The organism is Burkholderia sp. BCC1208, from assembly GCF_902833095.1.
GTDB lineage: Bacteria > Pseudomonadota > Gammaproteobacteria > Burkholderiales > Burkholderiaceae > Burkholderia.
On the sequence record NZ_CADFDY010000006.1, the window covers coordinates 247783 to 271247 of the forward strand.

A 23465-nucleotide genomic window follows, 5' to 3' on the forward strand; every position below is an offset into this window, starting at 1 on the left:
GCCGATGAAACCGCTGCTGCGAGCCGTGCTGATCGTCGATGCCGTGCTGCTGCTGGCGTTCGGCGTGCTGTTCGTGCTGACGCCCTGGCAGGCGCTGTTCAACGCGCTGCAACTGGCGAACATCCAGCCGGCGATGCTCGGCCAGGCGTTCGGTATCGCGCTGCTCGGGCTCGCGTGGCTCGCGTTTCATGCGGCGTTCAACGGCGATCTCACGGCGCCCGTCGCACGGTCGGTCGGCCACGTGTACTGGCTGACCGGCGTGCTGACGGTCGTGTGGTCGATCGGCACCGGCAACGGGCCCGCGCTCGCCGCCGCCGGCCGGGTGCTGTCGGCCGTGGCCGGGGTCGCGCTGATCGTGCTCGGCCTCGGCGGCGTGCGGCTCGCATCGGCCGTGCGCCGGCGCGAGAAAGTGCAGGCGCTCGAGGGCCGGGACGCGAAGCGTCCGGTCGAACCGGCGCCGGCCTCCGCCTCCGCAGCGCAGCCGCGGGTCGAGCCGGTCGTCGGCCGTCCGGTGGCGCCTTCGGCGGCGCCGGCCGCGGCGACCCCATCGGCCGCGTCCGAGCGCGCGTCAGGCAGCGTCGCGTTCGACGCGCGCCCGCCGTCGCAGGATTGACCGGCGATGCGTCGCGCGTGCCGCCGCCGCCCGACGCCGCTGTCCATGCTTTTGACGCAGCGCTCGATGCGCTGCTTTTCTTATTCTCTTCATCCCGTCCGCAGCCATGCACGACAAAATCCTGATTCTCGACTTCGGTTCGCAAGTCACCCAACTGATTGCACGGCGCGTGCGTGAAGCGCACGTCTACTGCGAAATCCATCCGAACGATGTGTCCGACGACTTCGTCCGCGAGTTCGCGCCGAAGGCCGTGATCCTGTCGGGCAGCCACGCGAGCACGTACGAAGACCATCAGCTGCGCGCGCCGCAGGCGGTGTGGGATCTCGGCGTGCCGGTGCTCGGCATCTGCTACGGCATGCAGACGATGGCCGTGCAGCTCGGCGGCAAGGTCGAGTGGAGCGACCATCGCGAATTCGGCTACGCGGAAATGCGTGCGCACGGCCATACGCGCCTGCTCGACGGCATCGAGGATTTCACGACGGCCGAAGGCCACGGGATGCTGAAGGTCTGGATGAGCCACGGCGACAAGGTTGCCGAGCTGCCGCCGGGCTTCGCGCTGATGGCGTCGACGCCGAGCTGCCCGATCGCCGGCATGGCCGACGAGGCGCGCGGCTACTACGCGGTGCAGTTCCACCCGGAAGTCACGCACACCGTGAAGGGCCGCCAGATCATCGAACGCTTCGTGCTGCAGATCGCCGGCGCGAAGCCCGACTGGATCATGAAGAACCACATCGAGGAAGCCGTCGCGAAGATCCGCGAGCAGGTCGGTGACGAGGAAGTGATTCTCGGCCTGTCGGGCGGCGTCGATTCGAGCGTCGCGGCCGCGCTGATCCATCGTGCGATCGGCGATCAGTTGACGTGCGTGTTCGTCGACCACGGCCTGCTGCGCCTGAACGAAGGCAAGATGGTGCTCGACATGTTCGAGGGCCGCCTGCATGCGAAGGTCGTGCACGTCGATGCGTCCGACCAGTTCCTCGGTCATCTGGCCGGCGTGACCGATCCGGAAGCGAAGCGCAAGATCATCGGCCGCGAGTTCGTCGAGGTGTTCCAGGCCGAGGCGAAGAAGCTGGCGAAGGCGAAGTGGCTCGCGCAGGGCACGATCTACCCGGACGTGGTCGAATCGGGCGGCACGAAGACGAAGAAGGCGACGACGATCAAGAGCCACCACAACGTCGGCGGCCTGCCGGAAACGCTCGGCCTGAAGCTGCTCGAGCCGCTGCGCGACCTGTTCAAGGACGAAGTGCGCGAGCTGGGCGTCGCGCTCGGCCTGCCGCCGGAGATGGTGTACCGTCATCCGTTCCCGGGCCCGGGCCTGGGCGTGCGGATTCTCGGCGAAGTGAAGCGCGAGTACGCGGACCTGCTGCGCCGTGCGGACGCGATCTTCATCGAGGAGCTGCGCAACACGACCGCGACCGCGCACGATGCGGCTGCCGGCCTGTGCGGCGAGGCCGATGTCGGCAAGAGCTGGTACGACCTGACGAGCCAGGCGTTCGCGGTGTTCCTGCCGGTCAAGTCGGTCGGCGTGATGGGCGATGGCCGCACGTACGACTACGTGACGTCGCTGCGCGCGGTGCAGACGACCGACTTCATGACCGCGCATTGGGCGCACCTGCCGTACGCGCTGCTCGGCCGCGCGTCGAATCGGATCATCAACGAGGTGCGCGGGATCAACCGGGTCGTGTACGACATCTCGGGGAAGCCGCCGGCGACGATCGAGTGGGAGTAAGCATTCCGGCCGAATCGGCATTCGATTCCGCTTGCGTCGCGTTGCGTATCGTTTGATGTCGCGATAGGTCGGAAGCGGCTTGCCGGTTCGGCTGGATTGCTGTTCCGGCTGACGTCGGGGCAAGAAGCGGCCTGGCAATTGCCAGGCCGTTTTGCGTTAACGCGCGACGTCAGTCAGCGAGCGTGGTGTTTTCCGTTCCGGTCTCGGATACATCACGCATGCGCACGCACGAGCGACCGCAGATACATCGGCACCTTCGCCTTGGTCGTCGCCTGGACTCGCGACATCAACGCGTGATCGATCCGATCCAGTCCATAAGTCCGCGAAATATCGTGCTGCAACCTGCACCACAGATGGCCAGCCATCTCGGCATCGACCATCGCGCGGTGCGCACGGCCCGTTTGCGGCAACCGCAGCATCTCGGCCAGGCTCGACAGGCGGTGACTCCTGGCGTCCGGGTAGATCCGTCTCGCCACCAGCATCGTGCACGCAAACGCATGGTCGGCCGACATGCCGAGCGCCCCGAGTTCCGACTGCCAGAAGCGCTTGTCGAACCCGGCGTTGTGGGCCACGATCGCATGCTTGCCGACGAACGCCGCCGCTTCCTTCATGACGTCGGACGCCGGCGGCGCCGTCGCGATCATGTCGTTCGTGATGCCGGTGAGCGCAACGACATCGGACGGGATGCGTCTGCCTGCATTCATCAAACTCTGGAAACGGTCGACGACTTGCCCGTCGCGTAGCAGGATGACGGCAATTTCGGTCGCACGGTCGCCCAGATTCGGCGACAGCCCGGTTGTTTCGAAGTCCAGTACCGCGACGGTTTGCATGGTTGAATTCGGATGCTTCATCAGAGGATGTCGAGTTTGGCCGAGAGGGTAGCATTTTCGTGCTCGCGAACGGCGGATTCATCGAGCGGCGAGCGGACCGGCTTCCGATTGACGATAATGAAATTACGCTCCCGGCCTGTCGGAGATGCCACCGTGACTCAACTGACGCTACCCGGATTCGATACGCCGCCGCCGGTTCCCGTGCACCGCTTCTTTTTCGCCGTGATGCCGGATCCGGCTGCGGCCGTGCGCATTGCCGGCATGGCCAAAAGCTTGCAACTCGAGAAGGACAGCCCGATGGATACCGAGCGTCTGCATGTCACGCTGGGTTCTCTGGGCGATTTCGCTTATGTGCCGGGTGCCACCCTTGCGCGGGCACGTGCGGTGGCGGACCGCGTGGCTGTGCCGTCTTTCTCCGTGAGGTTCGACAAGATCATCAGCTTCAATGGGCGGCCCGGGCATCAGCCGCTGGTGCTGACGGGGCGGGCCGGTCTGGAAGACTTGATCGATTTTCGACGGCGGTTGCGAGACGCGCTGAAACGAGCGGGCGTGCGCGTTTTTCCGTCGAGTTTCACCCCGCACGTGACGCTGCTGTACGGCGCGGGGAGGCCAGACGAGTACAGGGTCGAGCCGATTACCTGGACCGCGTTCGACTTCGTCCTGATCGATAGCTGGCTCGGCAAGTCGCACTACGACGTGTTGGGGCGCTGGCCGCTGACGACCGGTGGCCCGTCGGGATGATCGTGATGCCGCAAGTGTGGTGTCGTTTTCTGCGCATCCTGACCGGGCCGGTGCAGTGTCCCGTGCCCGCCGGGCCGCCAGCTTAGTCCCGATCGCCACCGCGATAACGAAGGTGAATCAGCGGATAAGGGCGCCCTTGTCCATCCCGCTCCGATCGCCCGCAGCGCTCGAATCCGAGCCGCTCATAAAATCCCGCCGCCGCTTCGTTCTGTTCGTTGACGTCGGTCGACAGATCGGGATGGCGCTTGAGCGCTTCCTCGACCAGCCGCCGCCCGACTCCCGCGCCGTGGTGGGCGGGATCGACGAACAGCGCTTCCATGTGACTACCGTCGAGCAGCATGAAACCGATCGGACGATCGCTCTCGTCGACGGCCAGGTCGAGCGGTGCGCGCGGCGGAAACGCGACGACTTCGGATTCGATTGAACGACGATCGTCGTCGCTCAGGAAGTGATGCGTGGCGTCGACGGCGTTGCGCCAGATATTCAGCGCGCGTGCGCCGTCGGCCTCGGTGGATTGTCGAATTCTGATCATGGTTTGATACGTTGTGATTCTGCGCTCGGCAGGTAGCTTGCTCCGTGACGGAACGAATGCATCGCGCTGATGCACAAGCGACAGCGAAGTGTCAGGCGAATGGCGGACGCGCGTTGCCCAGCACCGCCGCTCGCTCGATTGCCCTCAGCGTGACGTCGCGCACGCCCGCGCTCATCGGCAAATCGTCGCGGTCGAGTTCGTCGATGCCGAACCAGCGTGCGTCGAGTGCATCGTCGCCGGCGGCAGGCGTGCCGCGCAGCCATCTGCACAGCACCGCGACCATGATGAAATGCTGGCGCACTGCGCCGTGCGCATCGTAATCGAAGGCATCCAGCGCGGTGAAGATGTCGAGCGCTTCCACGTCGACCGTCGTCTCTTCCGCGATCTCGCGCACGACCGCATCCGCGAGCGGCTCGCCCGGCTCGATCTTACCGCCGGGGAAGCCCCAGCAGCCCGCATCGGGCGGATTCGCGCGGCGCACGAGCAGCACGTCGCGTTCGCGCAGCACGATGCCGATCACGGCGGGAACGGGGCGCAAGGAAGCAGCGTGGCCGGTTGCGGACATGGTCATGCGTATCCGTTGGTTCGAACGAACGCGCGGGTGTGCACGCGGCTCACCGGGCGTTTCCAGAACGTCGTTCGATCGCACGGATCACGACCATGTCGGCCGCGCCATGTCCGGCCTGCTTGGTTTCGCCGTAAAACGCGTGGCGGATGTCGAGCGGCGGCGACGCGATGCCGATGCTCCGCGCGACGAGCGGCATGCCGGCCCGTGCGAGATTGAGCGCCATCGGCGTGCCCATCACGCCGAGGCCGATAAATCCGACTGCGGTTTGCATGGTGCTGCTCCCACGGTAGGTGGCGACGATCGTGGGCGTCAGTATCGCAGCGTTTTCGCATGCCTGCCATCTGTCCCGCGACCGCGAACGCCGCGTCATCGCCACTACGCGAGGCCCGCCAGGTAAGGCCACGGATAAATACCGCGTGCATGGCCGTCGCCGAACAGGAAGCGTACGCCGTAGCCGAGCGCTTCCACGCCGTCGAGCGTCAGGCCCGGCCGCGCGTCGATGTGGCCGCCGTCGAACCGGACTTTTCGGCATTCCGCGCACGGGCAATCGCTGCGCAACCGTGCATAGCCGATGCGTTGCGTGGCGCCGTCGGGCCAATGAAGCGTCAGTGCGCGTGCCCGGTGATCGAGTGCGATTTCGGTCGGCGCGATCATCGCGACGCCTCGTCGATCTGTCCGATCGCGATCCGCACGGCCTTGCGGACTTCGGGGTCGCGATCGTCGAGCGCGTCGTGCAGCGCGGGCAGCGTCGCCCGGTCGCGCAATTCGCCGAGCGCGAGCGCGGCTTCCTTGCGCAGGTTGCTGATCGCATGAGAGAGCAGCGCGACGACGGCCGATGCCGCGGCCGCGTCGCGCAATTGGCCAAGTGCGCGTACGGCACGCAGGCGCACTTGCCAGTAATCGTCGTCGAGCGCGGCGACGAGCGGATCGCGCGCAACGGCGGCGCGCAGCTTGCCGAGTGTGGCAGCCGCTTCTTCGCGCACCTGCCATTCGACGTCGCGCAGCGCCGCGAGCAACGCGGTGACGACGGCGGTATCGCCGGCCGCGGCAAATCCGATCGCGCCGACCGCGGCGCGCCGCACGTCGGCATCGGCGTCGGTGGTCGCGACGCGGGCGAGCGGCGGCAGCGCGCGGCCGTCCTTGAGCCAGCCGAGCACGACGACTGCCTCGGCGCGTACGGCAGCGGCGCTCGCGTCGAGCGCGCGCAGCGCGGGCGCGAATGCGTCGGGGTCGCGCAATTCGCGCAAGCCGCGCAGTACGGCACCGCGCACGAACGGCTCGGGCCGGTCGGCCCAGCGGCAAAGCACGGCGCCCGATGCCGCGTTCTTCAGTTCGGACAGGCTCTGCGCGGCCGTCGCGCGCACGCCGTCGTCCGGATCGAGCAGCGCGTGGCACAGCGCGTCGACGACATCGGGCTGCTCCCATGCGTCGAGCACGCGCGCGGCCTCGCTGCGCACGTCGGCCGACGGATCGTCGCGCAGCGCCGCGACGAACGACGGCACGAGTTCGGGCGCCTCGAGATCGGCGAGTTCGAGCAGCGCGATGCGACGCACCGATGCATCGGCCGCGGCGAAGCGCGCGACGAGCGCGGCATGTTCGGCGGCCGGCACGCCGGGCAGCGGGAAAGCGGAGGAAGAAGCGGTCATGGAAAAAAATCGGTGCGGTGAAGGGGCAGGCACGCACGCTCACGCGGCGTTGCGCAACAGCGCGAGACAGCGGCGCTTGATGTCGACGAACGAGGGCTCGGTCGTGCTGTCGTCGGTGCGGGGGCGCGCGAGCGGCACGCGGATGTCGGCGACGATGCGCGCGGGCCGCGGCGACAGCATCAGGATGCGGTCGCCGAGAAACAGCGCTTCCTCGATGTCGTGCGTGACGAACAGCACGGTCGTGCCGATGCGCGACCAGATGTCGAGCAGCAGCGTCTGCATCATCCGGCGCGTCTGCGCGTCGAGCGCGCCGAACGGCTCGTCCATCAGCAGCACGCGTGGCCGGTTGATCAGCACGCGGGCGATCTCGACGCGCTGCTGCATGCCGCCGGAAAGCTGCGCGGGGTAGTGCGCGCCGAAGCCGCCGAGCCCGACGAGTTCGAGCAGTTCGGCCGCTTCGCGGCGGCGTTCGTGTGCGCTCACGCCTTTCATCTTCAGGCCGAACGCGACGTTGTCGATCACGCGCTTCCACGGAAACAGCGTGTGCTGCTGGAACACGAGCCCGCGATCGGGATGCGGGCGGTCGACCGGTTCGCCATCGACGACGATCTCGCCGTGCGTGGCCGCGAGGTGGCCGGCGAGCGCGCCGAGCAGCGTCGATTTTCCGCAGCCGGACGGCCCGAGCACGCAGACGAATTCGCCGGGCGCGATGTCGACGTCGAGCGCATCGAGCGCCGCGAAGCGCGCATGCGGCGGGCCGAGTTCGATCGTCAGCGCGCGCACGCCGACGCGGCCGGGTGCGGCCGAGGTCGTGTCCGCTGCGCTCATGGCCGGCCTCCGCGCGGTGCGTACCACGGCGTGAGCGCCGCGCCGATGCGCTTGACGAGCAGGCTGCTGCCCATCCCGAGCAGGCCGATCAGCGCCATGCCGACCACGATGTCCGGGTAGTTCTGCAACGTATAGGATTCCCACGTGAAATAGCCGATGCCGTACTGACCGGCGATCATCTCGGCCGTGACGAGGCAGAACCACGCGGTGCCCATCCCGATCGACAGGCCCGTGAAGATCGACGGCGCGGCGCCGGGCAGGATCACTTCCGCATAGAGCGCGAGGCCGCGCGTGCCGAGGCTGCGCGCGGTCGCGACGAGCCGGGGGTCGACGGCTTCGGCGCCATGCACGGTATTGAGCAGGATCGGGAACAGCGCGCCGACGAACGTGATGAACATCATGCTCAGCTCCGACGACGGAAACATCAGGATCGCGAGCGGAATCCACGCGACGGCCGGAATCGGCCGCAGCATCTCGAGCGGCGGCAGCAGCGTGTCCTCGAGCGCGCGATAGCGGCCGATCGCGAGCCCGAGGCCGATGCCGGCGACGGCCGCCGCGACGAAGCCGGCCAGCACGCGCGTGATGCTCGCGAACAAGTGCATCGGCAGCTTCGGCGATTGCAGGAACGATGCCAGCGCGGGGCCGACGTCGGCCGGCGCGGGTACGTTCGCGAACGTGACGATGCCGAGCGACAGCCGCCAGTGGACGGCCGCTTGCCACAGCGCGATGCAGGCGGCGAGCGATGCGATACGCCATGCGCGGCGGCGCATCGGTGTCGGGCGGCGGCGCGCGGCGAAATGCGGCGAGCGGGCATCACCGCTGCGCGGTGCGTCGGTGACGCGGCGTTTGACGAGGTCGAGGGTGGCAGCCATGCGGAAGTCCGGTGTCGACGAAGGGAAAGAGGGGGCGTGCGACGCTCAGCGCGCGGCGAGCGCCTGCGCGGTGACGGTCTTCGCGGCCGCATAGTCGACCACCGCGCCCGATACCTGCTGCGCGTACGCGTCGGCGCCCGACTTCAGCAGGAACGCGGTGAGCACGCCGTGCGCGTCCTTCACGTACCACGCCTGGTCGGCGAACAGCTTCAGGCCGCTTCCGTGGTCATGCACGAACACGGCGCGCACCTTCGCGGACGGGCCGAGCTTGCCGAGCGCCGCAAACGCGGCGGCGGGGCTGGCATAGTGGCGCACGGCGTCGTCGCCGGCGAGCCAGACCTGTGCGACATCGTTGAAGTCGTGGATCGGCTTGCCGGTCGACGCGTCGTTCGCGACGAGCGGCTGCTTGCCGGAGTGCTTGAGCGCCGCGTCGTAGTCGAGCCCGGACGCCTTGAATGCCGCACGGATATAGCGATCGTCGACGAACGTCGCGGGGTCGGGCGCGGTGTCGGTCTTCTTCAGCAGCTTCAGCGTGTCGATGGCCGTCGCGACCGCTTGCCGGTATTCGGGCTTCCACGTCAGGTCGCGGGTCTGGATGCCGAGCGGCCCGTGATACAGGTAGTCGACTGGCGCCTCGATGCCGGTGACCTTCTCGATCAGCAGGCTGTACTTTTCCGGGTTCTGCGCGAGCAAGCGGTTCGCTTCGATCGCGGCGCGCAGATAGGCCACCACGATTTCCGGATAGCGCCGCGCGTAATCCGCGTCGACGAGCGCGCCGTGGAAGGTCGGCGCGTGGGTCTGCGCGCCGTCGTAGATCTTGCGCGCGATGCCGCGGTACGGGAACAGATCGGCGAACGGCACGAAGTCCGCATGTGCGTCAATCTTGTTCGCCTTCAGCGCGCTGCCGGCCACTTCGGGCGCCTGCGTGACGATGTTCACGTCGGTATCGGGGTTCCAGCCCTGGGCCTTGATCGCGCGCAGCAGCATGCCGTGCGCGGTCGATGCGAACGGCACCGAGATCGTCTTGCCCTTCAGGTCGGCCAGCCCGCGCACCGTCGAATTCGACGGCACGACGATCCCGTTGCCGCTGCCGTCGATGCTGCCGTCGAGCACGGTGATGAACACGCTGCGGCGGCCGGCCTTGCGGAACGCCGCGCCGTTCAGCGCGCCGGGGAAATCGGCCATCGCGCCGAAGTCGAGCTTGCCGGCGACCATCTCGTTGGTCAGCGGCGCGCCGGACGTGAAATCCTTCCACTGCACGTCGTACTTCACGTCCTGGTACTTGCCGGTGCGCGGCAGGTACTTGTCGAGCAGATGCAGTTCGCGGATCAGCAGGCCGCCGGTCGCGCAATTGATCGTCGTGTCCTGCGTGCCGATCGCGATGCGGATCGTCTCCGCATGCGCGAAACCGGTGGCCGCGACCGCGATCGACGCGGCGAGCAGGCGGAACATCCGTAGCGTTCTCTTCATGTGTCGTGAGTCCGGTAGTGGGGGGCAGTGCGCGGGTGGCGCGCCGTGTCAGCGCAGCAGGTAAGGGATGTCGACCTTGACCGCGCCGGTCGGGCAGTCGCGTTCGCACGGCATGCAGTACCAGCATTCGTCGAACTGCATGTACGCCTTGCCCTTGGTGACGTCGATCGCGAGCAGGTCGAGCGGGCACACGTCGACGCAGACGGTGCAGCCCTTGTCGGCGATGCACAGCGCCTCGTCGATCGTCACGGGCGCGCTGCCGCGCTGGAAGATGTCGTGCGGGGTATGGGGCATGGCAAGGTTCCTCAAAGGGCGGCCGCGAGCGCGGCCGGTTCGCGGATGCGCAACTGCGCATAGGCGCCGCGTTCGTCGTCGGCAAGCGGCACGACGTACGGTTCGACCGGCCGCTTCTCGCTGCGCATCGCGCCCGCGGCATCCTTGCGCAGCCACGTGTGGCAGAACCATTCGGCGTCGTTGCGGTGCGGAAAATCGACGCGATGGTGGTACAGCCCCCAGCGGCTCTCGGTGCGGAACAGCGACGCGCGTGCGGCCATTTCCGCGCAATCGCGGATCGCGCGTACTTCGGCCGCACGCATCAGTTCATGTGGATTGTCCGCCTTGATTTCTTCGATATCCTCAGTAATTCCGTCAAAACGTTGAAGCCCGATTTCCATCTTGCGCGTCACCTTCGGCGGTTGCAGGTAGTCGTTCACCATGCGGCGCAGCTTGTACTCGACCTGCGCCGGCGCCAGGCCGCGCTCGCGCAGCAACGGCGCGAGCACGCGCGAGCGCTCGGCATCGACCTGCTGATCGTCCACCGGCGCGTGTTCGCGGCCGGCCACGTAGTCGGCCGCGTTTTGCCCGGCGAACCAGCCGTACGTGAAGGCGCCGAGCATGTAGTTGTGCGGAACGGCCGCCATGTCGCCGGCTGCGTACAGCCCCGGCACGGTCGTCTCCGCGCGCGCGTTCACGTACACGCCCGATGCGCTGTGGCCGCTGCAGAAGCCGATCTCCGAGATGTGCATCTCGACCATCTGGCTGCGGTAGTCGGTGCCGCGCCCCGCATGGAAACGGCCGCGGCTCGGCCGTTCGTTCGTATGCAGGATCTGCTCGATGGTCCGGATCGTTTCTTCCGCGAGATGATCGAGCTTCAGGAACACGGGGCCGTTGCCGCTCTGCAGTTCCTGGTAGAACTCCCACATCATCTGGCCGCTCCAGTAGTCGCATTCGATGAAGCGCTCGCCCTTGCCGTTCGCGGTGAAGCCGCCGAGCGGGCCCGTCACGTACGCGCACGCCGGGCCGTTGTAATCCTTGATCAACGGATTGATCTGGAAGCATTCGAGGTTCGCGAGCGCCGCGCCCGCGTGATAGGCCATCGCGTAGCCGTCGCCCGCGTTGGTCGGGTTCTCGTACGTGCCCATCAGGTAGCCCGATGCCGGCAGACCGAGGCGGCCGGCCGCGCCGCAGCAGAGGATCACGGCCTTCGCGCGGATCACGTGGAATTCGGCGGTGCGGCAATCGAAGCCGAGCACGCCGCTCGCGCGGCCCTGCGCATCGGTCAGCACGCGCGTCGCGACGATCCGGTTCGTGATCGCGATGCGTGCGCGCTTGAGTTGCCGGTACAGCACCTTCTTGATGTCGTGGCCCTCCGGCATCGGCAGCACGTACGAGCCCATGTGATGGACTTTCTTCACCGCGTAGTCGCCGGTGCCGTCCTTCTCGAACTTCACGCCCCAGCGGTCGAGCTGCTCGATCGTCGCGAAGCTGTGCGTCGCGTACGTGTACACGGCTTCCTGGTCGACGATCCCGTCGTTGGCGATCGTGATCTCGCGCGTGTACTGCTCGGGCGTCGCATGACCGGGAATCACCGCGTTGTTCAGGCCGTCCATCCCCATCGAGATCGCGCCGCTGCGTTTCACGTTGGCCTTCTCGAGCAGCAGCACGCGCAGGGACGGATCGCGCTCCTTCGCCTTGATGGCCGCCATCGGGCCGGCCGTGCCGCCGCCGACCACGACGACGTCGTATTCGTGCACATGGGTATTCATCGCGGGTTCCTTGCAGGTTTGCGCGCCTTCTGCCGATCGACGCGCAGCCGGTACTGGAAGGCGTCGCCGCGGAAGTAGAGGTATTCGTAGTCGATCGGCGCACCCGATGCGTCGTGCGTGAGACGCTCGATACGCAGGACGGGGCTGCTTTCCTCGACGTGCAACGCGTCGACGATTTCGTCGTCGGCGAGGATCGCGTCGATCGACACGTCGGCATGGCCGAGCGGAATGCCGCAGTCGTTCTCCAGGATCAGGAAGATGTCGCGGGTCGCGAGATCGGCGCCGGCGAGGCGCTTGCCGAGCGCTTCGGGCACCCAGGTCTGTTCGAGCGACACGGGTTCGCGGTTCAGCAGCCGCACGCGGTGGATCTCGACGAGCGGCGCGCCTTCGGGCACGTTCAGCTTCGTCGCGAGATGGCGATCGGCCTTCACGGTGCGCAGGCTGCGCAACTGGTTGACGATCTCGTAGCCCATCGACGACATCGCCTCGGCGAACCCCTGCAGCGACGTCACGTTCTGGAAGGCCTTCGGCTTCGACACGAACGTGCCCTTGCCGTGCAGCTTGAACAGCAGGCCTTCCTTCTGCAGGTCGCCGAGCGCCTGGCGCACCGTGATGCGGCTGACGTCGAACATCGCGCAGAGTTCGTGCTCGGACGGCATCCGGCTGTGCGGTGCATAGGTGCCGTCGAGAATGCGCGCGCGTAGCGTGTCCTTGATCTGCACGTAGAGCGGGGCCCCGGACAGCGGCACGACGTTGGGTGAAGTCATCGGTCAACTTGTTATGACAAGATGGGGCGAGTGTAGCCAGCGCCAGTGCGTGCCCCAACCAACCATTTCTGCTTTCGAATTTCCCGTTTCGGAAAAGCGGCGCGGCAGCTGGCGGGCGCCCGGATGATTCGACCCTTGCGAGTCGCGCTGAATCGCCGACAATAAAAATTCCACGGCCCATGCGCCGCACATGTCGATTTCCCGCTGCGTCGCCCGTCGTATCGATATCGAGCGGGCAGCACGCCGCGCCATGCGGCTGGCGCCCGATTGCCGCGAATGGCGCAACGAACGAGGAGATGCCACATGACACGCCACATACCGGATTCCCGATACCGCTGGGTGATCGTCGCCGCGGGCGGCCTGATGGGCTGCGTCGCGATCGGCGCGATGTTTTCGTTACCGGTGTTCCTGCGGTCCATCGCGCGCGATACGGGCTGGTCGATGACCGGCATTTCCGGCGCGATGACGCTCGGCTTCATCGCGATGGCGTTTGCGAGCATGGCATGGGGCAGCCTGTCGGACCGCGTCGGCACGCGGCCGGTCGTCATCGCGGGCGCCGTGCTGCTGTCGGCGAGCCTGGCGCTGGCGAGCCGCGCGCCGTCGCTGCTCGTGTTTCAGCTGACCTTCGGCCTGGCCGTGGGCAGCGCGACGGCCGCGATATTCGCGCCGATGATGGCGTGCGTGACCGGCTGGTTCGACACGCACCGCAGCCTCGCGGTATCGCTCGTGTCGGCAGGCATGGGGATGGCGCCGATGACGATGGCGCCGCTGGCCGCATGGCTCGTGTCGGTGCGCGACTGGCGCACGTCGATGCTGCTGATCGCCGCGCTGGCGGCCGTCGTGATGATTCCGGTGTCGCTGCTGGTGCGTCGGGCGCCGGCGCTCGACGCGGCACCCGCGCGCACTGTGCCCACGCCTGCGTCCGCCGGCACGCCCGCCGCGATGTCGGTCGCCGATGCGCTGCGCTCGCCGCAGTTCAGGGTGCTGCTGCTGACCAATTTCTTCTGCTGCGCGACGCATTCGGGCCCGATCTTTCATACGGTCAGCTACGCGGTGACCTGCGGGATTCCGCTGATCGCCGCAGTGTCGATCTACAGCGTCGAAGGGCTCGCGGGCATGGGCGGCCGGATCGCGTTCGGGATCCTCGGCGACCGCCTCGGCGCGAAGCGCATGCTGGTGGCGGGGCTGCTCGCGCAGGCGCTCGGCGCGCTCGGCTATTACTTCGTGCGCACGCTCGACGGCTTCTACGCGGTCGCGACGCTGTTCGGCTTCATCTATGCGGGCGTGATGCCGCTGTATTCGGTGCTCGCGCGCGAGAATTTCCCGCTGCGGATGATGGGCACCGTGATCGGCGGCTGCGCGATGGCCGGCAGCCTCGGGATGGCCACGGGCCCGGTCGCGGGCGGCCTGATCGTCGACACGCTCGGCAGCTACGGCTGGCTGTACCTCGGATCGTTCGCGATCGGGATCGGCGCGTTCCTGATCGCGACGATGTTCCGCCCGTTCGCGAAAGCGCGGCCGGAAACGGCGGCAGCGTAATCGGGCAGCGCAGGCGGGGGCGGCTGGCGTTTTCGTCGAGTCGGCAGCGGCCAGTGGGAACGTCGTGGATAAAAAATGGGTGCGGATATTGCCTCCGTCTGAAAGCGTCCGGACGGCGCTCAGCCTGCTGCGGCGCAGCAGAGCGGCAAGTGGTGGCGATCGGCGCGCATGCGCTGCGATTCGGCCCCTAAAAATGCAATATCGAGCATATATTCGAAGAGCCTGTCATACCGGCGTCACCCTGCTAGAATTCGGCCTGCCGCATTGTTCCCATTGACTGATGAGATTGCTTGACGCCCTGGTCGAACAACGTATTGCCGCCGCCGCCGCGCGGGGCGAGTTCGACGATTTGCCGGGTACCGGCGCGCCGCAGGCGCTGGATGACGACCTGCTCGTGCCCGAGGAGGTGCGGGTGGCCAACCGTATCCTGAAGAACGCGGGCTTCGTGCCGCCGGCCGTCGAGCAACTGCGCGCGCTGCGCAACCTGCACGACGAAGTGCAGGCAGTCAGCGACCGTGCCGCGCGCTGCCGGCTGCAGGCGAAGATCCTCGCGCTCGACATGGCGCTCGAATCGCTGCGCGGCGGCCCGATGGTGATGCCGCGCGACTACTGTCGGCGCATCGCGGAACGCCTGTGCGAGCGCGGGCTCGACGACGCGCCCGCCGAAGCGGGGACGATGTGACGTCGGACGCGCTGCACGACGCAGCCTGCTCGGCAGCCGCCGCGGCCGCTGACCCCGCCGCCGATTCTCCCGTTCACGAAACCGCGCCCGTATCGGCGCGCGACCTGCATTTCATGCGTCTTGCCCAAGCCGCCGCCGAAGAGGCGCGCGCGGCCGGCGAAGTGCCGGTCGGCGCGGTGCTCGTGCGCGGCGACGAAGTGATCGCACGCGGCTTCAACCATCCGATCGGCGGGCACGACCCGTCCGCGCATGCCGAAATGGCCGCGCTGCGCATGGCCGCCCGGCAACTGCAGAATTACCGGATGCCCGGCTGCGAGTTGTACGTGACGCTCGAGCCGTGCCTGATGTGCGCAGGCGCGATCATGCATGCGCGCATTGCGCGGGTCGTCTATGGCGCCGCCGATCCGAAGACGGGCGCGTGCGGCAGCGTGATCGACGCATTCGCGAATCCGCAGCTCAACCACCACACCGAAGTGACCGGCGGCGTGCTCGCCGACGAGTGCGGCGCCGCGCTGAAGTCGTTTTTCGCCGAGCGCCGTCGCGCGCTGCGCGAAGCGCGGCTCGCCCGCGACGCCGAATCCGGCGCGTCATAGGCGTCCGCCGCGCCCGTCATGGCGCGTATGCATGGTTTTTCGTGAACCGGGCACGGTTCGGACCCTCTAAGCAGGTTTGACGACCCCGACACCTTTCGCCATGTCCTTCCAGCCCGCCGCGTCCTACACCATCCGTCTGCTGGCGCCGTCCGGCTATCCGCACGACCCCGAGGCGATCAATCGCGCGCTCGAGCGCCTCAGCACCGCGCAGCAGCGCATCGAGAACATCGAGGCGACGCAGCGGCGCTTCCAGCGTTTCGGCGGCACCGACGGCGAGCGGGCGGGCGATCTGAACCGCCTCGCCGATCCCGAGCGGCCGCTGCCGGACATCGCGCTCGCGGTGCGCGGCGGCTACGGCGCCGCGCGCATCCTGCACGGGCTCGACTATCGCGGGCTCGAACGCCGGTTGCGCGATCAGCCGGTCGCGCTCGTCGGTCACAGCGACTTCACGGCGATCCAGCTGGCGCTGTACGCGAAGGCGCGCATCAAGACGTTCGGCGGCCCGATGCTGTCGGCGGATTTCGGCGCGGAAACGCCGAGCGACTTCACGATGCAACATTTCTGGCAGACGCTGACGCAGCCGAGCACGACGATCGTCGCCGACGCACCGCAGGTGCAGACGGTGAACGTGACGGGCACGCTGTGGGGCGGCAACCTGGCGATCCTCACGTCGCTGATCGGCACGCCGTACATGCCCGACATCGAGGGCGGCATCCTGTTCATCGAAGACGTCAACGAGCAGCCGTTCCGGATCGAACGGATGATCTATCAATTGCATCTGTCGGGGCTGCTCGCACGCCAGCAGGCGCTCGTGCTCGGCCAGTTCACCGGAGCGCGGCCGTTCGAGTACGACAACGGCTACGACATGCAGGCGATGATCGATCAAGTGCGCGCGGTGGTCGGGATTCCGGTCGTCACGGGGCTCCAGTTCGGCCATGTGCCCGACCTGCTGACGCTGCCGTTCGGCGCCCAGGCGCAACTGGTCGCGAATGCGCACGGGTTCCGGCTCACGCTGTCGGACTATCCGCACCTCAGCTGAGGGCGGGACGATCGATCGAAAGGGCGGGGTCGGTTCATCGTTTCCCGCCTTTTTCTTTATGTAAATGCGCAACTAACGGTCCATATTTTTCATCGACGTCTGCCCGATCTTCATCCGGTTGTGCACCATTTTTGTCAACAAAATGACCGGACGGGTATACGACGAGAAGCGCCTCCATATTGCCTGTTCGGCTTGCTGCGCATGAATTCTGTGCGCGGCGCACCGAATGGAGACATGCCGCCGCGCGCCAATTGTGCGAAATCCTGCAAAAGAATTGTTGACAATCTTTATGTCCGTCCTAGGATGAGGATCATCACACGATGCAGATCATGAACGAGCCCGATTCCCATCCGTCCGGTGCAGCCGGTCCCGAAGCGATCGCCGAGCGCATCCGTACCGCGATCCTCGAGCATCGGCTCGCGCCCGGCGCGAAGCTGACGGAGGCGCAGCTCTGCGACGTGTTCGGCGTGAAGCGCGGGACGATCCGCCAGGCGCTCGCGCAGCTCGCGACCGACAAGCTGGTCGACCTCGAGCCGAACCGCGGCGCGTTCGTCGCGAGCCCGACGCTGCAGGACGTGCATGAAGTGTTCGAGATGCGCCGGATCATCGAGCTTGCCGTGGTCGAGCGGCTCGCGACCGGCCCCGGCGCCAGGCGGCTGAAGGGCGTCGCGGCGCTGATCGACAAGGAGCGCAAGGCGTTCGAGCGGCACGATTTCGCGGCGTGGATCCGGCTGTCGGGCGAATTCCATACGGCGCTCGCGACGCTGATGGGCAATGCGACGCTCAGCGAGTGCCTCGAAGGGCTCGTCGCACGTTCGACGCTGATGTCGGCGCTGTACGAATCGCACGGGCGCAGCCCGTGCTCGTGCGACGACCACGACGAGATCCTCGCCGCACTGGAGGCGGGCGATCCGAAGCGGGCGGTGACGCTGATGGCGCGCCACCTGCAGCATGTCGAACTGAAGATGCTGGACCGGCCCGCGCAAGGGCAGGTCGATTTGCGCGAAGTGTTCGGCGGCGCCTGAACGGCGACGCGAACCCGGCCGCGCGCCACACGACGAGAGCAATGCAGGCCTGCGGTGTTTGCCGCGGGCCGCTGGTCCGACTCCGGGCGACGATCCGGAGCGATATCGATGACGGTGGAGCGGCCACCCGGCCGCGTCAAGGAGAAGTCATGGCTCAGTTCAGTGTGGCGCACGACAGCGCCTATCCGGCGGAAGAAGGCGGCGAGGGCGGCGACCCGGCACTGCCGGATGGTTACAGCGAACGTCTGTACAACGAAGATTTGGCACCCCTTAAAAATCAGACATGGGGTGCGTACAACATCTTCGCGTTCTGGATGTCGGACGTGCACAGCGTCGGCGGCTACGTGTTCGCGGGCAGCCTGTTCGCACTCGGGCTGACGAGCTGGCAGGTGCTGATCGCGCTGATCGTCGGCATCGGCCTCGTGAACGGGCTGTGCAACCTGATCGCGCGACCGAGCCAGCAGATCGGCGTGCCGTATCCGGTCGCGTGCCGCGCGACCTTCGGCGTGCTCGGCGCGAACGTGCCGGCCGTGATCCGCGGGCTGATCGCGATCGCCTGGTACGGCATCCAGACTTATCTCGCGTCGAGCGCGCTCGTGATCGTCGTGCTGAAATTCTTCCCGCAATGGCTGCCGTATGCGGACGTCCATCGCTACGGCTTCCTCGGGCTGTCGGCGGTCGGCTGGGCCGGCTTCATGCTGCTGTGGGTGCTCCAGGCGTTCGTGTTCTGGAACGGGATGGAGACGATCAAGAAGTTCATCGACTTCGCGGGCCCGGCCGTCTATGTCGTGATGTTCATCCTGGCGGGCTACATGGTGTGGCGCGCGGGCTGGCGCAACATCGGCATCAACCTCGGCGGCGTCAAGTATCACGGCGCGGAAGTGATCCCTGTGATGATCACCGCCGTGTCGCTCGTCGTGTCGTACTTCTCCGGGCCGATGCTCAACTTCGGCGATTTCTCGCGCTACTGCCGCTCGTTCGGCGAGGTGAAGCGCGGCAATTTCTGGGGGCTGCCCGTCAACTTCCTCGCGTTCTCGCTCGTCACGGTGATTACCACCGCCGCGACGCTGCCGGTGTTCGGCGAACTGATCACCGACCCGGTCGAGACGGTCGGCCGCATCGACCATCCGACCGCGGTGATCCTCGGCGCACTGACGTTCACGATCGCGACGATCGGCATCAACATCGTCGCGAACTTCGTGTCGCCCGCGTTCGATTTCTCGAACGTCGCGCCGCGCCTGATCAGTTGGCGCGCGGGCGGGATGCTCGCGGCCGTCGCGTCGATCTTCATCACGCCGTGGAACCTGTTCAACAATCCGGCCGTGATCCATTACACGCTCGATGTGCTCGGCGCGTTCATCGGTCCGCTGTACGGCGTGCTGATCGCGGACTTCTACCTCGTCAAGCGCGGCCGCCTCGTGCGCGACGACCTGTACACGATGTCGGAAAGCGGCACCTACTGGTACACGGGCGGCGTGAACCGCCGCGCGCTCGCCGCGCTGTTGCCGGCCGCGGTGATCGCGGTCGTCTGCGTGATGGTGCCGGGCTGGCAGGGCGTCGCGAATTTCTCGTGGTTCATCGGCGCGGGGCTCGGCTTCGTGTTCTACCGGCTGCTCGTGAGCGCGAAGGCGTAAGGAGCGTGCAATGAAGATCCGACTGATCAATCCGAATACGACGCAGCGGATGACCGACGCGATGGGCCGGTGCGCGCGCGAGGTCGCGGCGGCCGGCACGGAGATCGTGGCCGTGAGCCCGCCGATGGGGCCGCCGTCGATCGAAGGGTATTACGACGAGGCGCTCGCGACGCCGGGGCTGCTCGCCGAGATCGCACTGGGCGAGCGCGACGGCTGCGACGCGTACGTGATCGCATGTTTCGGCGATCCGGGCCTGTATGCGGCGCGCGAGCTCGCGCGCGGGCCGGTGATCGGCATCGCCGAGGCCGCGATGCATGCGGCGAGCGTGCTCGCGCCGGGCTTCTCGGTCGTCACGACGCTCGCGCGCACTTGCGGGATGGCATGGCACCTCGCGGAGCGGTACGGGATGAAGCGGTTCTGCCGCAACGTGCGTGCGACCGACGTCGCGGTGCTCGAACTCGACCGGCCCGGTTCGGCCGCGCGCCGGATCATCGTCGACGAATGCCGGCGCGCGCTCGACGAGGACGGCGCCGACGCGATCGTGCTCGGCTGCGCGGGGATGGCCGAATTCGCGCACGAGATCGAGCAGCAGATCGGCGCGCCGGTGGTCGAGGGCGTCACGGCGGCCGTCAAGTGGGCCGAGGCGCTCGTCGCGCTGCGCCTCGCGACCGCGAAGCGCGGCGACTACGCGCGGCCGCTGCCGAAGCGCTACGACGGCGCGTTCGCCCGCTTCAGCCCGCCGGACGGGGATGCGGCGGATTCGGCCCCCGATTTGCCGCAACCGCACATACACACCGTCTGACACGCACTATCTGCGCCGCTGTATGGGCGCGTATGAACCTTTTCGCTACACTGGGCCGTCATCGCATCGGCTTGCGCGGCCAGCCTCCGGCACCGCGCGGTCGGTGCGAACCCGTTGTTTCAGCCCGCTTTCGTTGCATTTCGAACCATGTCACTCGATCCCAACTATCCTCGCGACCTGATCGGCTACGGCCGCCATCCCGTTCAGGCGAACTGGCCGGGGCGCGCCCGCGTCGCCGTGCAATTCGTGCTGAATTACGAGGAGGGCGGCGAGAACTGCGTGCTGCACGGCGATCCGGGCTCCGAGCAGTTCCTGTCCGAAATCGTCGGCGCGGCCGCGTATCCGGACCGCCACATGAGCATGGAGTCGATTTACGAATACGGGTCGCGCGCCGGCGTGTGGCGCATCCTGCGCGAATTCGAGAAGCGCGGGATGCCGCTGACGGTATTCGGCGTCGGCATGGCGATCGAGCGCCATCCGGAGCTTGCCCGTGCATTCGTCGAGCTCGGCCACGAAATCGCGTGCCACGGCTGGCGCTGGATTCACTACCAGAGCATGACGCCGGAACTCGAAGCCGAGCACATGCGCCTCGGGATGGAAGCGATCGAGCGCGTGACGGGCGAGCGTCCGCTCGGCTGGTATACCGGCCGCGACAGCCCCAACACGCACCGCCTGGTCGCCGAATACGGCGGCTTCCTGTACGACTCCGACAACTACGGCGACGACCTGCCGTTCTGGATGGACGTGGAGGTGTCGGGCGGCCGCACGTCGCCGCAACTGATCGTGCCGTACACGCTGGACACGAACGACATGCGTTTCGCGACGCCGCAGGGCTTCAACACCGGCGATCACTTCTTCGACTACCTGCGCGACGCATTCGACGTGCTGTACGCGGAGGGCGACGAGGCGCCGAAGATGCTGTCGATCGGCATGCACTGCCGGCTGCTCGGCCGGCCGGGCCGGTTCCGCGGGCTGCAGCGGTTCCTCGATCACATCGAGAAGCACGATCGCGTATGGGTGACGCGCCGTGTCGATATCGCGCGTCACTGGCGTGAACATCATCCGTATCAGCCCAATCATCGAAACGAAGGGAAAGCATGAAGGCGATGCGCTATACGTTGGAACAACTGAACACGATGGCGCCGAGCGCATTTGTCGCGGCGCTGTCGGGGATTTTCGAACATTCGCCGTGGGTGGCCGAAGTCGCCGCGGGCGAGCGGCCGTTCGCGAGCATCGACGCGCTGCACAAGACGATGTCGGATGCGGTGGAAACCGGCGGCGAAGCGCGCCAGCTCGCCCTGATCAACGCCCACCCGGAGCTGGCCGGCAAGGCCGCCGTGCGCGGCGAACTGACGGCCGAGTCGACCCGCGAGCAAAGCGGCGCGGGCCTCGACCAGTGCACGCAGGAAGAATTCGACAAGCTGCTGACGCTGAACCGCACGTATCGCGAGAAGTTCGGCTTCCCGTTCATCCTCGCGGTGCGCGGCTATGACCGCCACGGCATCATCGCGAACTTCGAGTCGCGCGTGAATCATTCGCGCGCCGAGGAGCTGCGCGCGAGCCTCGACCAGATCTACCGGATCGCGCGCTTTCGCCTCGACGACCTGATCGACGCCTGACACCGCAATACGGCCTGCTGCGTCGCAGCGGCCCGATCGCCTCACTGAAACAAGGAAACATCATGGCTGTTCCGCTTCTCGATCCGAACGCACCCGATTTCACGCGGCGCTACGTGAATCTTGCCGACCCGCGTCTCGGTGCGCAGGCGCTCGAGGCCAGCGACGATTTCTTCGCGCCGAAGGACCGGATGCTGAACCCCGAGCCGGCCGTCTTCATCCCCGGCAAGTACGACGACCACGGCAAGTGGATGGACGGCTGGGAGACGCGCCGCAAGCGCACGACCGGCTACGACTGGTGCATCGTCAAGCTCGCGCGCCCCGGCGTGATCAAGGGCTTCGACATCGACACGAGCCACTTCACCGGCAACTTCCCGCCGGCCGCGTCGATCGAGGCCGCGTTCGTGGCCGACGGCGCGCCGACGCAGGCGACCGAGTGGGTCGAGATCGTCGCGTCGACCACGCTGCAAGGCAACAGTCATCACTACGTCGAAGCGAGCGACGCGCGGGCGTTTACGCACCTGCGCGTGAACATCTACCCGGATGGCGGCATCGCGCGCCTGCGCGTGTACGGCCAGCCGCAGCTCGACTGGGCAGGCGCGAGCGCGACCGAGCAGTTCGACCTCGCGGCGATGGAAAACGGCGGTTACGTGGTGGCGGCGAACAACCAGCACTTCGGCGTCGCGTCGAACCTGCTGCTGCCGGGCCGCGGCGTGAACATGGGCGACGGCTGGGAAACCCGCCGCCGCCGCGAGCCGGGCAACGACTGGGCGATCATCGCGCTCGCACAGCCGGGCGTGATCCGCAAGATCGAAGTCGATACCGCGTTCTTCAAGGGCAACTACCCGGATCGCTGCTCGATCCAGGCCGCCTACGTGTCGGGCGGCACCGACAGCTCGTTGATCACGCAGTCGATGTTCTGGCCGGTGCTGCTCGGCGAACAGAAGCTGCAGATGGACAAGCAGCACTACTTCGAACACGACATCGCGTCGCTCGGCCCCGTCACGCACGTGCGACTGAACATCATTCCTGACGGCGGCGTGTCGCGCCTGCGTCTGTGGGGGACGCTCGACAAATGAAGACGCTTGCCATCGAACCGCTGACCAAGGAAGCGTTTGCGCCGTTCGGCGACGTGATCGAAACGGAAGGGGCGAAGCAGATTCCGATCAACCTCGGCACGACGATCCGCTTTCACGATCTCGCGAAAGTCGACGTGACCGATGAAGGCGGTCGCACGCTCGTCAACCTGTTCCGCGGCCAGCCGCGTACGCTGCCGTTCGAGGTGAAGATGCTGGAGCGGCATCCGCTCGGCAGCCAGGCGTTCGTGCCGCTGAACGACCAGCCGTATCTCGTCGTCGTCGCGCCCGCGGGCGATCTCGATCCGGCGAAGATCCGCGCGTTCGTGACGAGCGGCTGGCAGGGCGTCAACTATGCGAAAGGCGTGTGGCATCACCCGCTGATCGCGCTCGGCGGCGTCAGCGACTTCATCGTCGTCGATCGTGGCGGCGACGGGCTGAACCTGAACGAGCAGGATCTGCAGGAATCGCTGTGGCTGACCGACGACGCGCTGCATGCGCTGACGGCCTGAGTCGGGCCGTCCGTCCGTCCGTCGAAACCCGCGCAATCCGCGCGGGTTTTTTTATGTGCGCTGGCCGGCTCGCGAATCAGGTCGACGCGGTCTTGCCGGTATCGCGCGAACCACGGCTGCCGCGCCGCCGGTTCGCGACCGGCGCATGCCGCGCCATCAACTCGGCGACCCAGTCGACGCACACGCGCAGCTTCGCTGCCGTCGGCGTGACCTGGCTGTGCGGCTTCCAGTTCGAGATCAAGGCGATTGCCCGGCTGCCGGCATCCGTCGACGAAGTGAGGTGACCCGAAGCGTACCCGCGTTCCGACG

The 23465-nt window shown here is 67.2% G+C and carries 27 protein-coding genes; 14 read left to right on the plus strand and 13 right to left on the minus strand.

Features of this window, described 5'->3' with window-relative positions; all coding sequences use genetic code 11:
* Positions 1 to 4 precede the first annotated feature (4 nt).
* On the plus strand, positions 5 to 613 hold the full coding sequence (locus tag HWX09_RS16175) for a hypothetical protein (RefSeq protein WP_027784745.1): 609 nt from the start codon (positions 5 to 7) through the stop codon (positions 611 to 613).
* A 106-nt stretch (positions 614 to 719) separates the two neighbouring features.
* Positions 720 to 2339 carry a glutamine-hydrolyzing GMP synthase gene (gene guaA / locus HWX09_RS16180; protein WP_027784744.1) on the plus strand — a complete coding sequence of 540 codons (1620 nt, stop codon included), beginning with the start codon at positions 720 to 722 and terminating at the stop codon, positions 2337 to 2339.
* Positions 2340 to 2551: 212 nt separating this feature from the next.
* On the opposite strand, the gene HWX09_RS16185 is transcribed toward guaA, so the two are convergent.
* On the minus strand, positions 2552 to 3169 hold the full coding sequence (locus HWX09_RS16185; protein WP_027784743.1) for a 3'-5' exonuclease: 618 nt from the start codon (positions 3167 to 3169) through the stop codon (positions 2552 to 2554).
* 117 nt (positions 3170 to 3286) lie between these two features.
* On the opposite strand from HWX09_RS16185, the gene HWX09_RS16190 reads away from it, so the two are divergent.
* Complete coding sequence (locus tag HWX09_RS16190; protein ID WP_051421400.1) at positions 3287 to 3910, plus strand: 2'-5' RNA ligase family protein; 624 nt, start codon at positions 3287 to 3289, stop codon at positions 3908 to 3910.
* A gap of 82 nt (positions 3911 to 3992) precedes the next feature.
* On the opposite strand, the gene HWX09_RS16195 is transcribed toward HWX09_RS16190, so the two are convergent.
* From HWX09_RS16195 to HWX09_RS16250, 11 genes are all read right to left on the minus strand, one after another.
* Complete coding sequence (locus tag HWX09_RS16195) at positions 3993 to 4442, minus strand: acetyltransferase (protein WP_027784741.1); 450 nt, start codon at positions 4440 to 4442, stop codon at positions 3993 to 3995.
* 91 nt (positions 4443 to 4533) lie between these two features.
* Complete coding sequence (locus HWX09_RS16200; protein ID WP_089500434.1) at positions 4534 to 5007, minus strand: NUDIX hydrolase; 474 nt, start codon at positions 5005 to 5007, stop codon at positions 4534 to 4536.
* Positions 5008 to 5056: 49 nt separating this feature from the next.
* Positions 5057 to 5281: an NAD(P)-binding domain-containing protein gene (locus HWX09_RS33630; protein WP_227789486.1), complete on the minus strand. Its 225-nt coding sequence runs from the start codon at positions 5279 to 5281 to the stop codon at positions 5057 to 5059.
* A gap of 104 nt (positions 5282 to 5385) precedes the next feature.
* The gene (locus HWX09_RS16215) at positions 5386 to 5664 is read right to left on the minus strand and encodes a gamma-butyrobetaine hydroxylase-like domain-containing protein (RefSeq protein WP_027784738.1); all 279 of its coding nucleotides are present in this window, start codon (positions 5662 to 5664) and stop codon (positions 5386 to 5388) included.
* Complete coding sequence (locus HWX09_RS16220) at positions 5661 to 6656, minus strand: HEAT repeat domain-containing protein (RefSeq protein WP_027784737.1); 996 nt, start codon at positions 6654 to 6656, stop codon at positions 5661 to 5663. The genes HWX09_RS16215 and HWX09_RS16220 overlap by 4 nt, the downstream gene beginning before the upstream one ends.
* 39 nt (positions 6657 to 6695) lie before the next feature.
* Entirely contained in the window at positions 6696 to 7484 is a 789-nt protein-coding gene (locus HWX09_RS16225; protein ID WP_027784736.1) for an ABC transporter ATP-binding protein, read from the minus strand.
* Positions 7481 to 8356, minus strand: a complete 876-nt coding sequence (locus HWX09_RS16230; protein ID WP_027784735.1) for an ABC transporter permease — start codon at positions 8354 to 8356, stop codon at positions 7481 to 7483. The genes HWX09_RS16225 and HWX09_RS16230 overlap by 4 nt, the downstream gene beginning before the upstream one ends.
* Before the next feature lie 45 nt (positions 8357 to 8401).
* Positions 8402 to 9826 (minus strand): ABC transporter substrate-binding protein, encoded by a 1425-nt coding sequence (locus HWX09_RS16235; protein ID WP_027784734.1) that lies wholly within the window; start codon positions 9824 to 9826, stop codon positions 8402 to 8404.
* 48 nt (positions 9827 to 9874) lie between these two features.
* A complete protein-coding gene (locus tag HWX09_RS16240; RefSeq protein ID WP_027784733.1) occupies positions 9875 to 10120 on the minus strand; it encodes a ferredoxin family protein in 246 nt (81 codons plus the stop codon).
* Positions 10121 to 10131: 11 nt separating this feature from the next.
* Positions 10132 to 11871 (minus strand): fumarate reductase/succinate dehydrogenase flavoprotein subunit, encoded by a 1740-nt coding sequence (locus HWX09_RS16245; protein ID WP_027784732.1) that lies wholly within the window; start codon positions 11869 to 11871, stop codon positions 10132 to 10134.
* Positions 11868 to 12638 carry a GntR family transcriptional regulator gene (locus HWX09_RS16250; RefSeq protein ID WP_027784731.1) on the minus strand — a complete coding sequence of 257 codons (771 nt, stop codon included), beginning with the start codon at positions 12636 to 12638 and terminating at the stop codon, positions 11868 to 11870. The genes HWX09_RS16245 and HWX09_RS16250 overlap by 4 nt, the downstream gene beginning before the upstream one ends.
* Before the next feature lie 303 nt (positions 12639 to 12941).
* Here HWX09_RS16250 and HWX09_RS16255 point away from each other — a divergent pair, with 303 nt between their 5' ends.
* From HWX09_RS16255 to HWX09_RS16305, 11 genes are all read left to right on the plus strand, one after another.
* Positions 12942 to 14177, plus strand: coding sequence for an MFS transporter (locus HWX09_RS16255; RefSeq protein WP_152777301.1), 1236 nt, complete (start codon positions 12942 to 12944; stop codon positions 14175 to 14177).
* 280 nt (positions 14178 to 14457) lie between these two features.
* Positions 14458 to 14859, plus strand: a complete 402-nt coding sequence (locus HWX09_RS16260) for a DnaJ family domain-containing protein (RefSeq protein WP_027784729.1) — start codon at positions 14458 to 14460, stop codon at positions 14857 to 14859.
* Positions 14856 to 15452 carry a tRNA adenosine(34) deaminase TadA gene (gene tadA, locus HWX09_RS16265; RefSeq protein ID WP_027784728.1) on the plus strand — a complete coding sequence of 199 codons (597 nt, stop codon included), beginning with the start codon at positions 14856 to 14858 and terminating at the stop codon, positions 15450 to 15452. The genes HWX09_RS16260 and tadA overlap by 4 nt, the downstream gene beginning before the upstream one ends.
* Positions 15453 to 15552: 100 nt before the next feature.
* Positions 15553 to 16491 carry a muramoyltetrapeptide carboxypeptidase gene (gene ldcA / locus HWX09_RS16270; protein WP_027784727.1) on the plus strand — a complete coding sequence of 313 codons (939 nt, stop codon included), beginning with the start codon at positions 15553 to 15555 and terminating at the stop codon, positions 16489 to 16491.
* 320 nt (positions 16492 to 16811) lie between these two features.
* On the plus strand, positions 16812 to 17516 hold the full coding sequence (locus tag HWX09_RS16275; protein ID WP_027784726.1) for a GntR family transcriptional regulator: 705 nt from the start codon (positions 16812 to 16814) through the stop codon (positions 17514 to 17516).
* Positions 17517 to 17665: 149 nt separating this feature from the next.
* A complete protein-coding gene (locus HWX09_RS16280; protein ID WP_027784725.1) occupies positions 17666 to 19150 on the plus strand; it encodes an NCS1 family nucleobase:cation symporter-1 in 1485 nt (494 codons plus the stop codon).
* Between the two features lie 10 nt (positions 19151 to 19160).
* Complete coding sequence (locus tag HWX09_RS16285; protein WP_027784724.1) at positions 19161 to 19952, plus strand: aspartate/glutamate racemase family protein; 792 nt, start codon at positions 19161 to 19163, stop codon at positions 19950 to 19952.
* 147 nt (positions 19953 to 20099) lie between these two features.
* Positions 20100 to 21053, plus strand: a complete 954-nt coding sequence (puuE, locus tag HWX09_RS16290; protein ID WP_027784723.1) for an allantoinase PuuE — start codon at positions 20100 to 20102, stop codon at positions 21051 to 21053.
* Complete coding sequence (uraD, locus tag HWX09_RS16295) at positions 21050 to 21571, plus strand: 2-oxo-4-hydroxy-4-carboxy-5-ureidoimidazoline decarboxylase (protein ID WP_027784722.1); 522 nt, start codon at positions 21050 to 21052, stop codon at positions 21569 to 21571. The genes puuE and uraD overlap by 4 nt, the downstream gene beginning before the upstream one ends.
* Positions 21572 to 21633: 62 nt before the next feature.
* Positions 21634 to 22647 carry an allantoicase gene (gene alc, locus HWX09_RS16300; RefSeq protein WP_027784721.1) on the plus strand — a complete coding sequence of 338 codons (1014 nt, stop codon included), beginning with the start codon at positions 21634 to 21636 and terminating at the stop codon, positions 22645 to 22647.
* Positions 22644 to 23156, plus strand: a complete 513-nt coding sequence (locus HWX09_RS16305) for an ureidoglycolate lyase (RefSeq protein WP_027784720.1) — start codon at positions 22644 to 22646, stop codon at positions 23154 to 23156. The genes alc and HWX09_RS16305 overlap by 4 nt, the downstream gene beginning before the upstream one ends.
* A 76-nt stretch (positions 23157 to 23232) precedes the next feature.
* On the opposite strand, the gene HWX09_RS16310 is transcribed toward HWX09_RS16305, so the two are convergent.
* Positions 23233 to 23397: a hypothetical protein gene (locus tag HWX09_RS16310; protein WP_227789485.1), complete on the minus strand. Its 165-nt coding sequence runs from the start codon at positions 23395 to 23397 to the stop codon at positions 23233 to 23235.
* Positions 23398 to 23465: the final 68 nt, after the last annotated feature.

Bases quoted from the DNA above. Each gene is read 5' to 3' on its own strand.
- HWX09_RS16175 (WP_027784745.1), top strand. From the start codon at position 5: ATGAAACCGCTGCTGCGAGCCGTGCTGATCGTCGATGCCGTGCTGCTG.
- guaA (WP_027784744.1), top strand. From the start codon at position 720: ATGCACGACAAAATCCTGATTCTCGACTTCGGTTCGCAAGTCACCCAA.
- HWX09_RS16185 (WP_027784743.1), bottom strand. From the start codon at position 3,169: ATGCAAACCGTCGCGGTACTGGACTTCGAAACAACCGGGCTGTCGCCG.
- HWX09_RS16190 (WP_051421400.1), top strand. From the start codon at position 3,287: ATGAAATTACGCTCCCGGCCTGTCGGAGATGCCACCGTGACTCAACTG.
- HWX09_RS16195 (WP_027784741.1), bottom strand. From the start codon at position 4,442: ATGATCAGAATTCGACAATCCACCGAGGCCGACGGCGCACGCGCGCTG.
- HWX09_RS16200 (WP_089500434.1), bottom strand. From the start codon at position 5,007: ATGTCCGCAACCGGCCACGCTGCTTCCTTGCGCCCCGTTCCCGCCGTG.
- HWX09_RS33630 (WP_227789486.1), bottom strand. From the start codon at position 5,281: ATGCAAACCGCAGTCGGATTTATCGGCCTCGGCGTGATGGGCACGCCG.
- HWX09_RS16215 (WP_027784738.1), bottom strand. From the start codon at position 5,664: ATGATCGCGCCGACCGAAATCGCACTCGATCACCGGGCACGCGCACTG.
- HWX09_RS16220 (WP_027784737.1), bottom strand. From the start codon at position 6,656: ATGACCGCTTCTTCCTCCGCTTTCCCGCTGCCCGGCGTGCCGGCCGCC.
- HWX09_RS16225 (WP_027784736.1), bottom strand. From the start codon at position 7,484: ATGAGCGCAGCGGACACGACCTCGGCCGCACCCGGCCGCGTCGGCGTG.
- HWX09_RS16230 (WP_027784735.1), bottom strand. From the start codon at position 8,356: ATGGCTGCCACCCTCGACCTCGTCAAACGCCGCGTCACCGACGCACCG.
- HWX09_RS16235 (WP_027784734.1), bottom strand. From the start codon at position 9,826: ATGAAGAGAACGCTACGGATGTTCCGCCTGCTCGCCGCGTCGATCGCG.
- HWX09_RS16240 (WP_027784733.1), bottom strand. From the start codon at position 10,120: ATGCCCCATACCCCGCACGACATCTTCCAGCGCGGCAGCGCGCCCGTG.
- HWX09_RS16245 (WP_027784732.1), bottom strand. From the start codon at position 11,871: ATGAATACCCATGTGCACGAATACGACGTCGTCGTGGTCGGCGGCGGC.
- HWX09_RS16250 (WP_027784731.1), bottom strand. From the start codon at position 12,638: ATGACTTCACCCAACGTCGTGCCGCTGTCCGGGGCCCCGCTCTACGTG.
- HWX09_RS16255 (WP_152777301.1), top strand. From the start codon at position 12,942: ATGACACGCCACATACCGGATTCCCGATACCGCTGGGTGATCGTCGCC.
- HWX09_RS16260 (WP_027784729.1), top strand. From the start codon at position 14,458: ATGAGATTGCTTGACGCCCTGGTCGAACAACGTATTGCCGCCGCCGCC.
- ldcA (WP_027784727.1), top strand. From the start codon at position 15,553: ATGTCCTTCCAGCCCGCCGCGTCCTACACCATCCGTCTGCTGGCGCCG.
- HWX09_RS16275 (WP_027784726.1), top strand. From the start codon at position 16,812: ATGCAGATCATGAACGAGCCCGATTCCCATCCGTCCGGTGCAGCCGGT.
- HWX09_RS16280 (WP_027784725.1), top strand. From the start codon at position 17,666: ATGGCTCAGTTCAGTGTGGCGCACGACAGCGCCTATCCGGCGGAAGAA.
- HWX09_RS16285 (WP_027784724.1), top strand. From the start codon at position 19,161: ATGAAGATCCGACTGATCAATCCGAATACGACGCAGCGGATGACCGAC.
- puuE (WP_027784723.1), top strand. From the start codon at position 20,100: ATGTCACTCGATCCCAACTATCCTCGCGACCTGATCGGCTACGGCCGC.
- uraD (WP_027784722.1), top strand. From the start codon at position 21,050: ATGAAGGCGATGCGCTATACGTTGGAACAACTGAACACGATGGCGCCG.
- alc (WP_027784721.1), top strand. From the start codon at position 21,634: ATGGCTGTTCCGCTTCTCGATCCGAACGCACCCGATTTCACGCGGCGC.
- HWX09_RS16305 (WP_027784720.1), top strand. From the start codon at position 22,644: ATGAAGACGCTTGCCATCGAACCGCTGACCAAGGAAGCGTTTGCGCCG.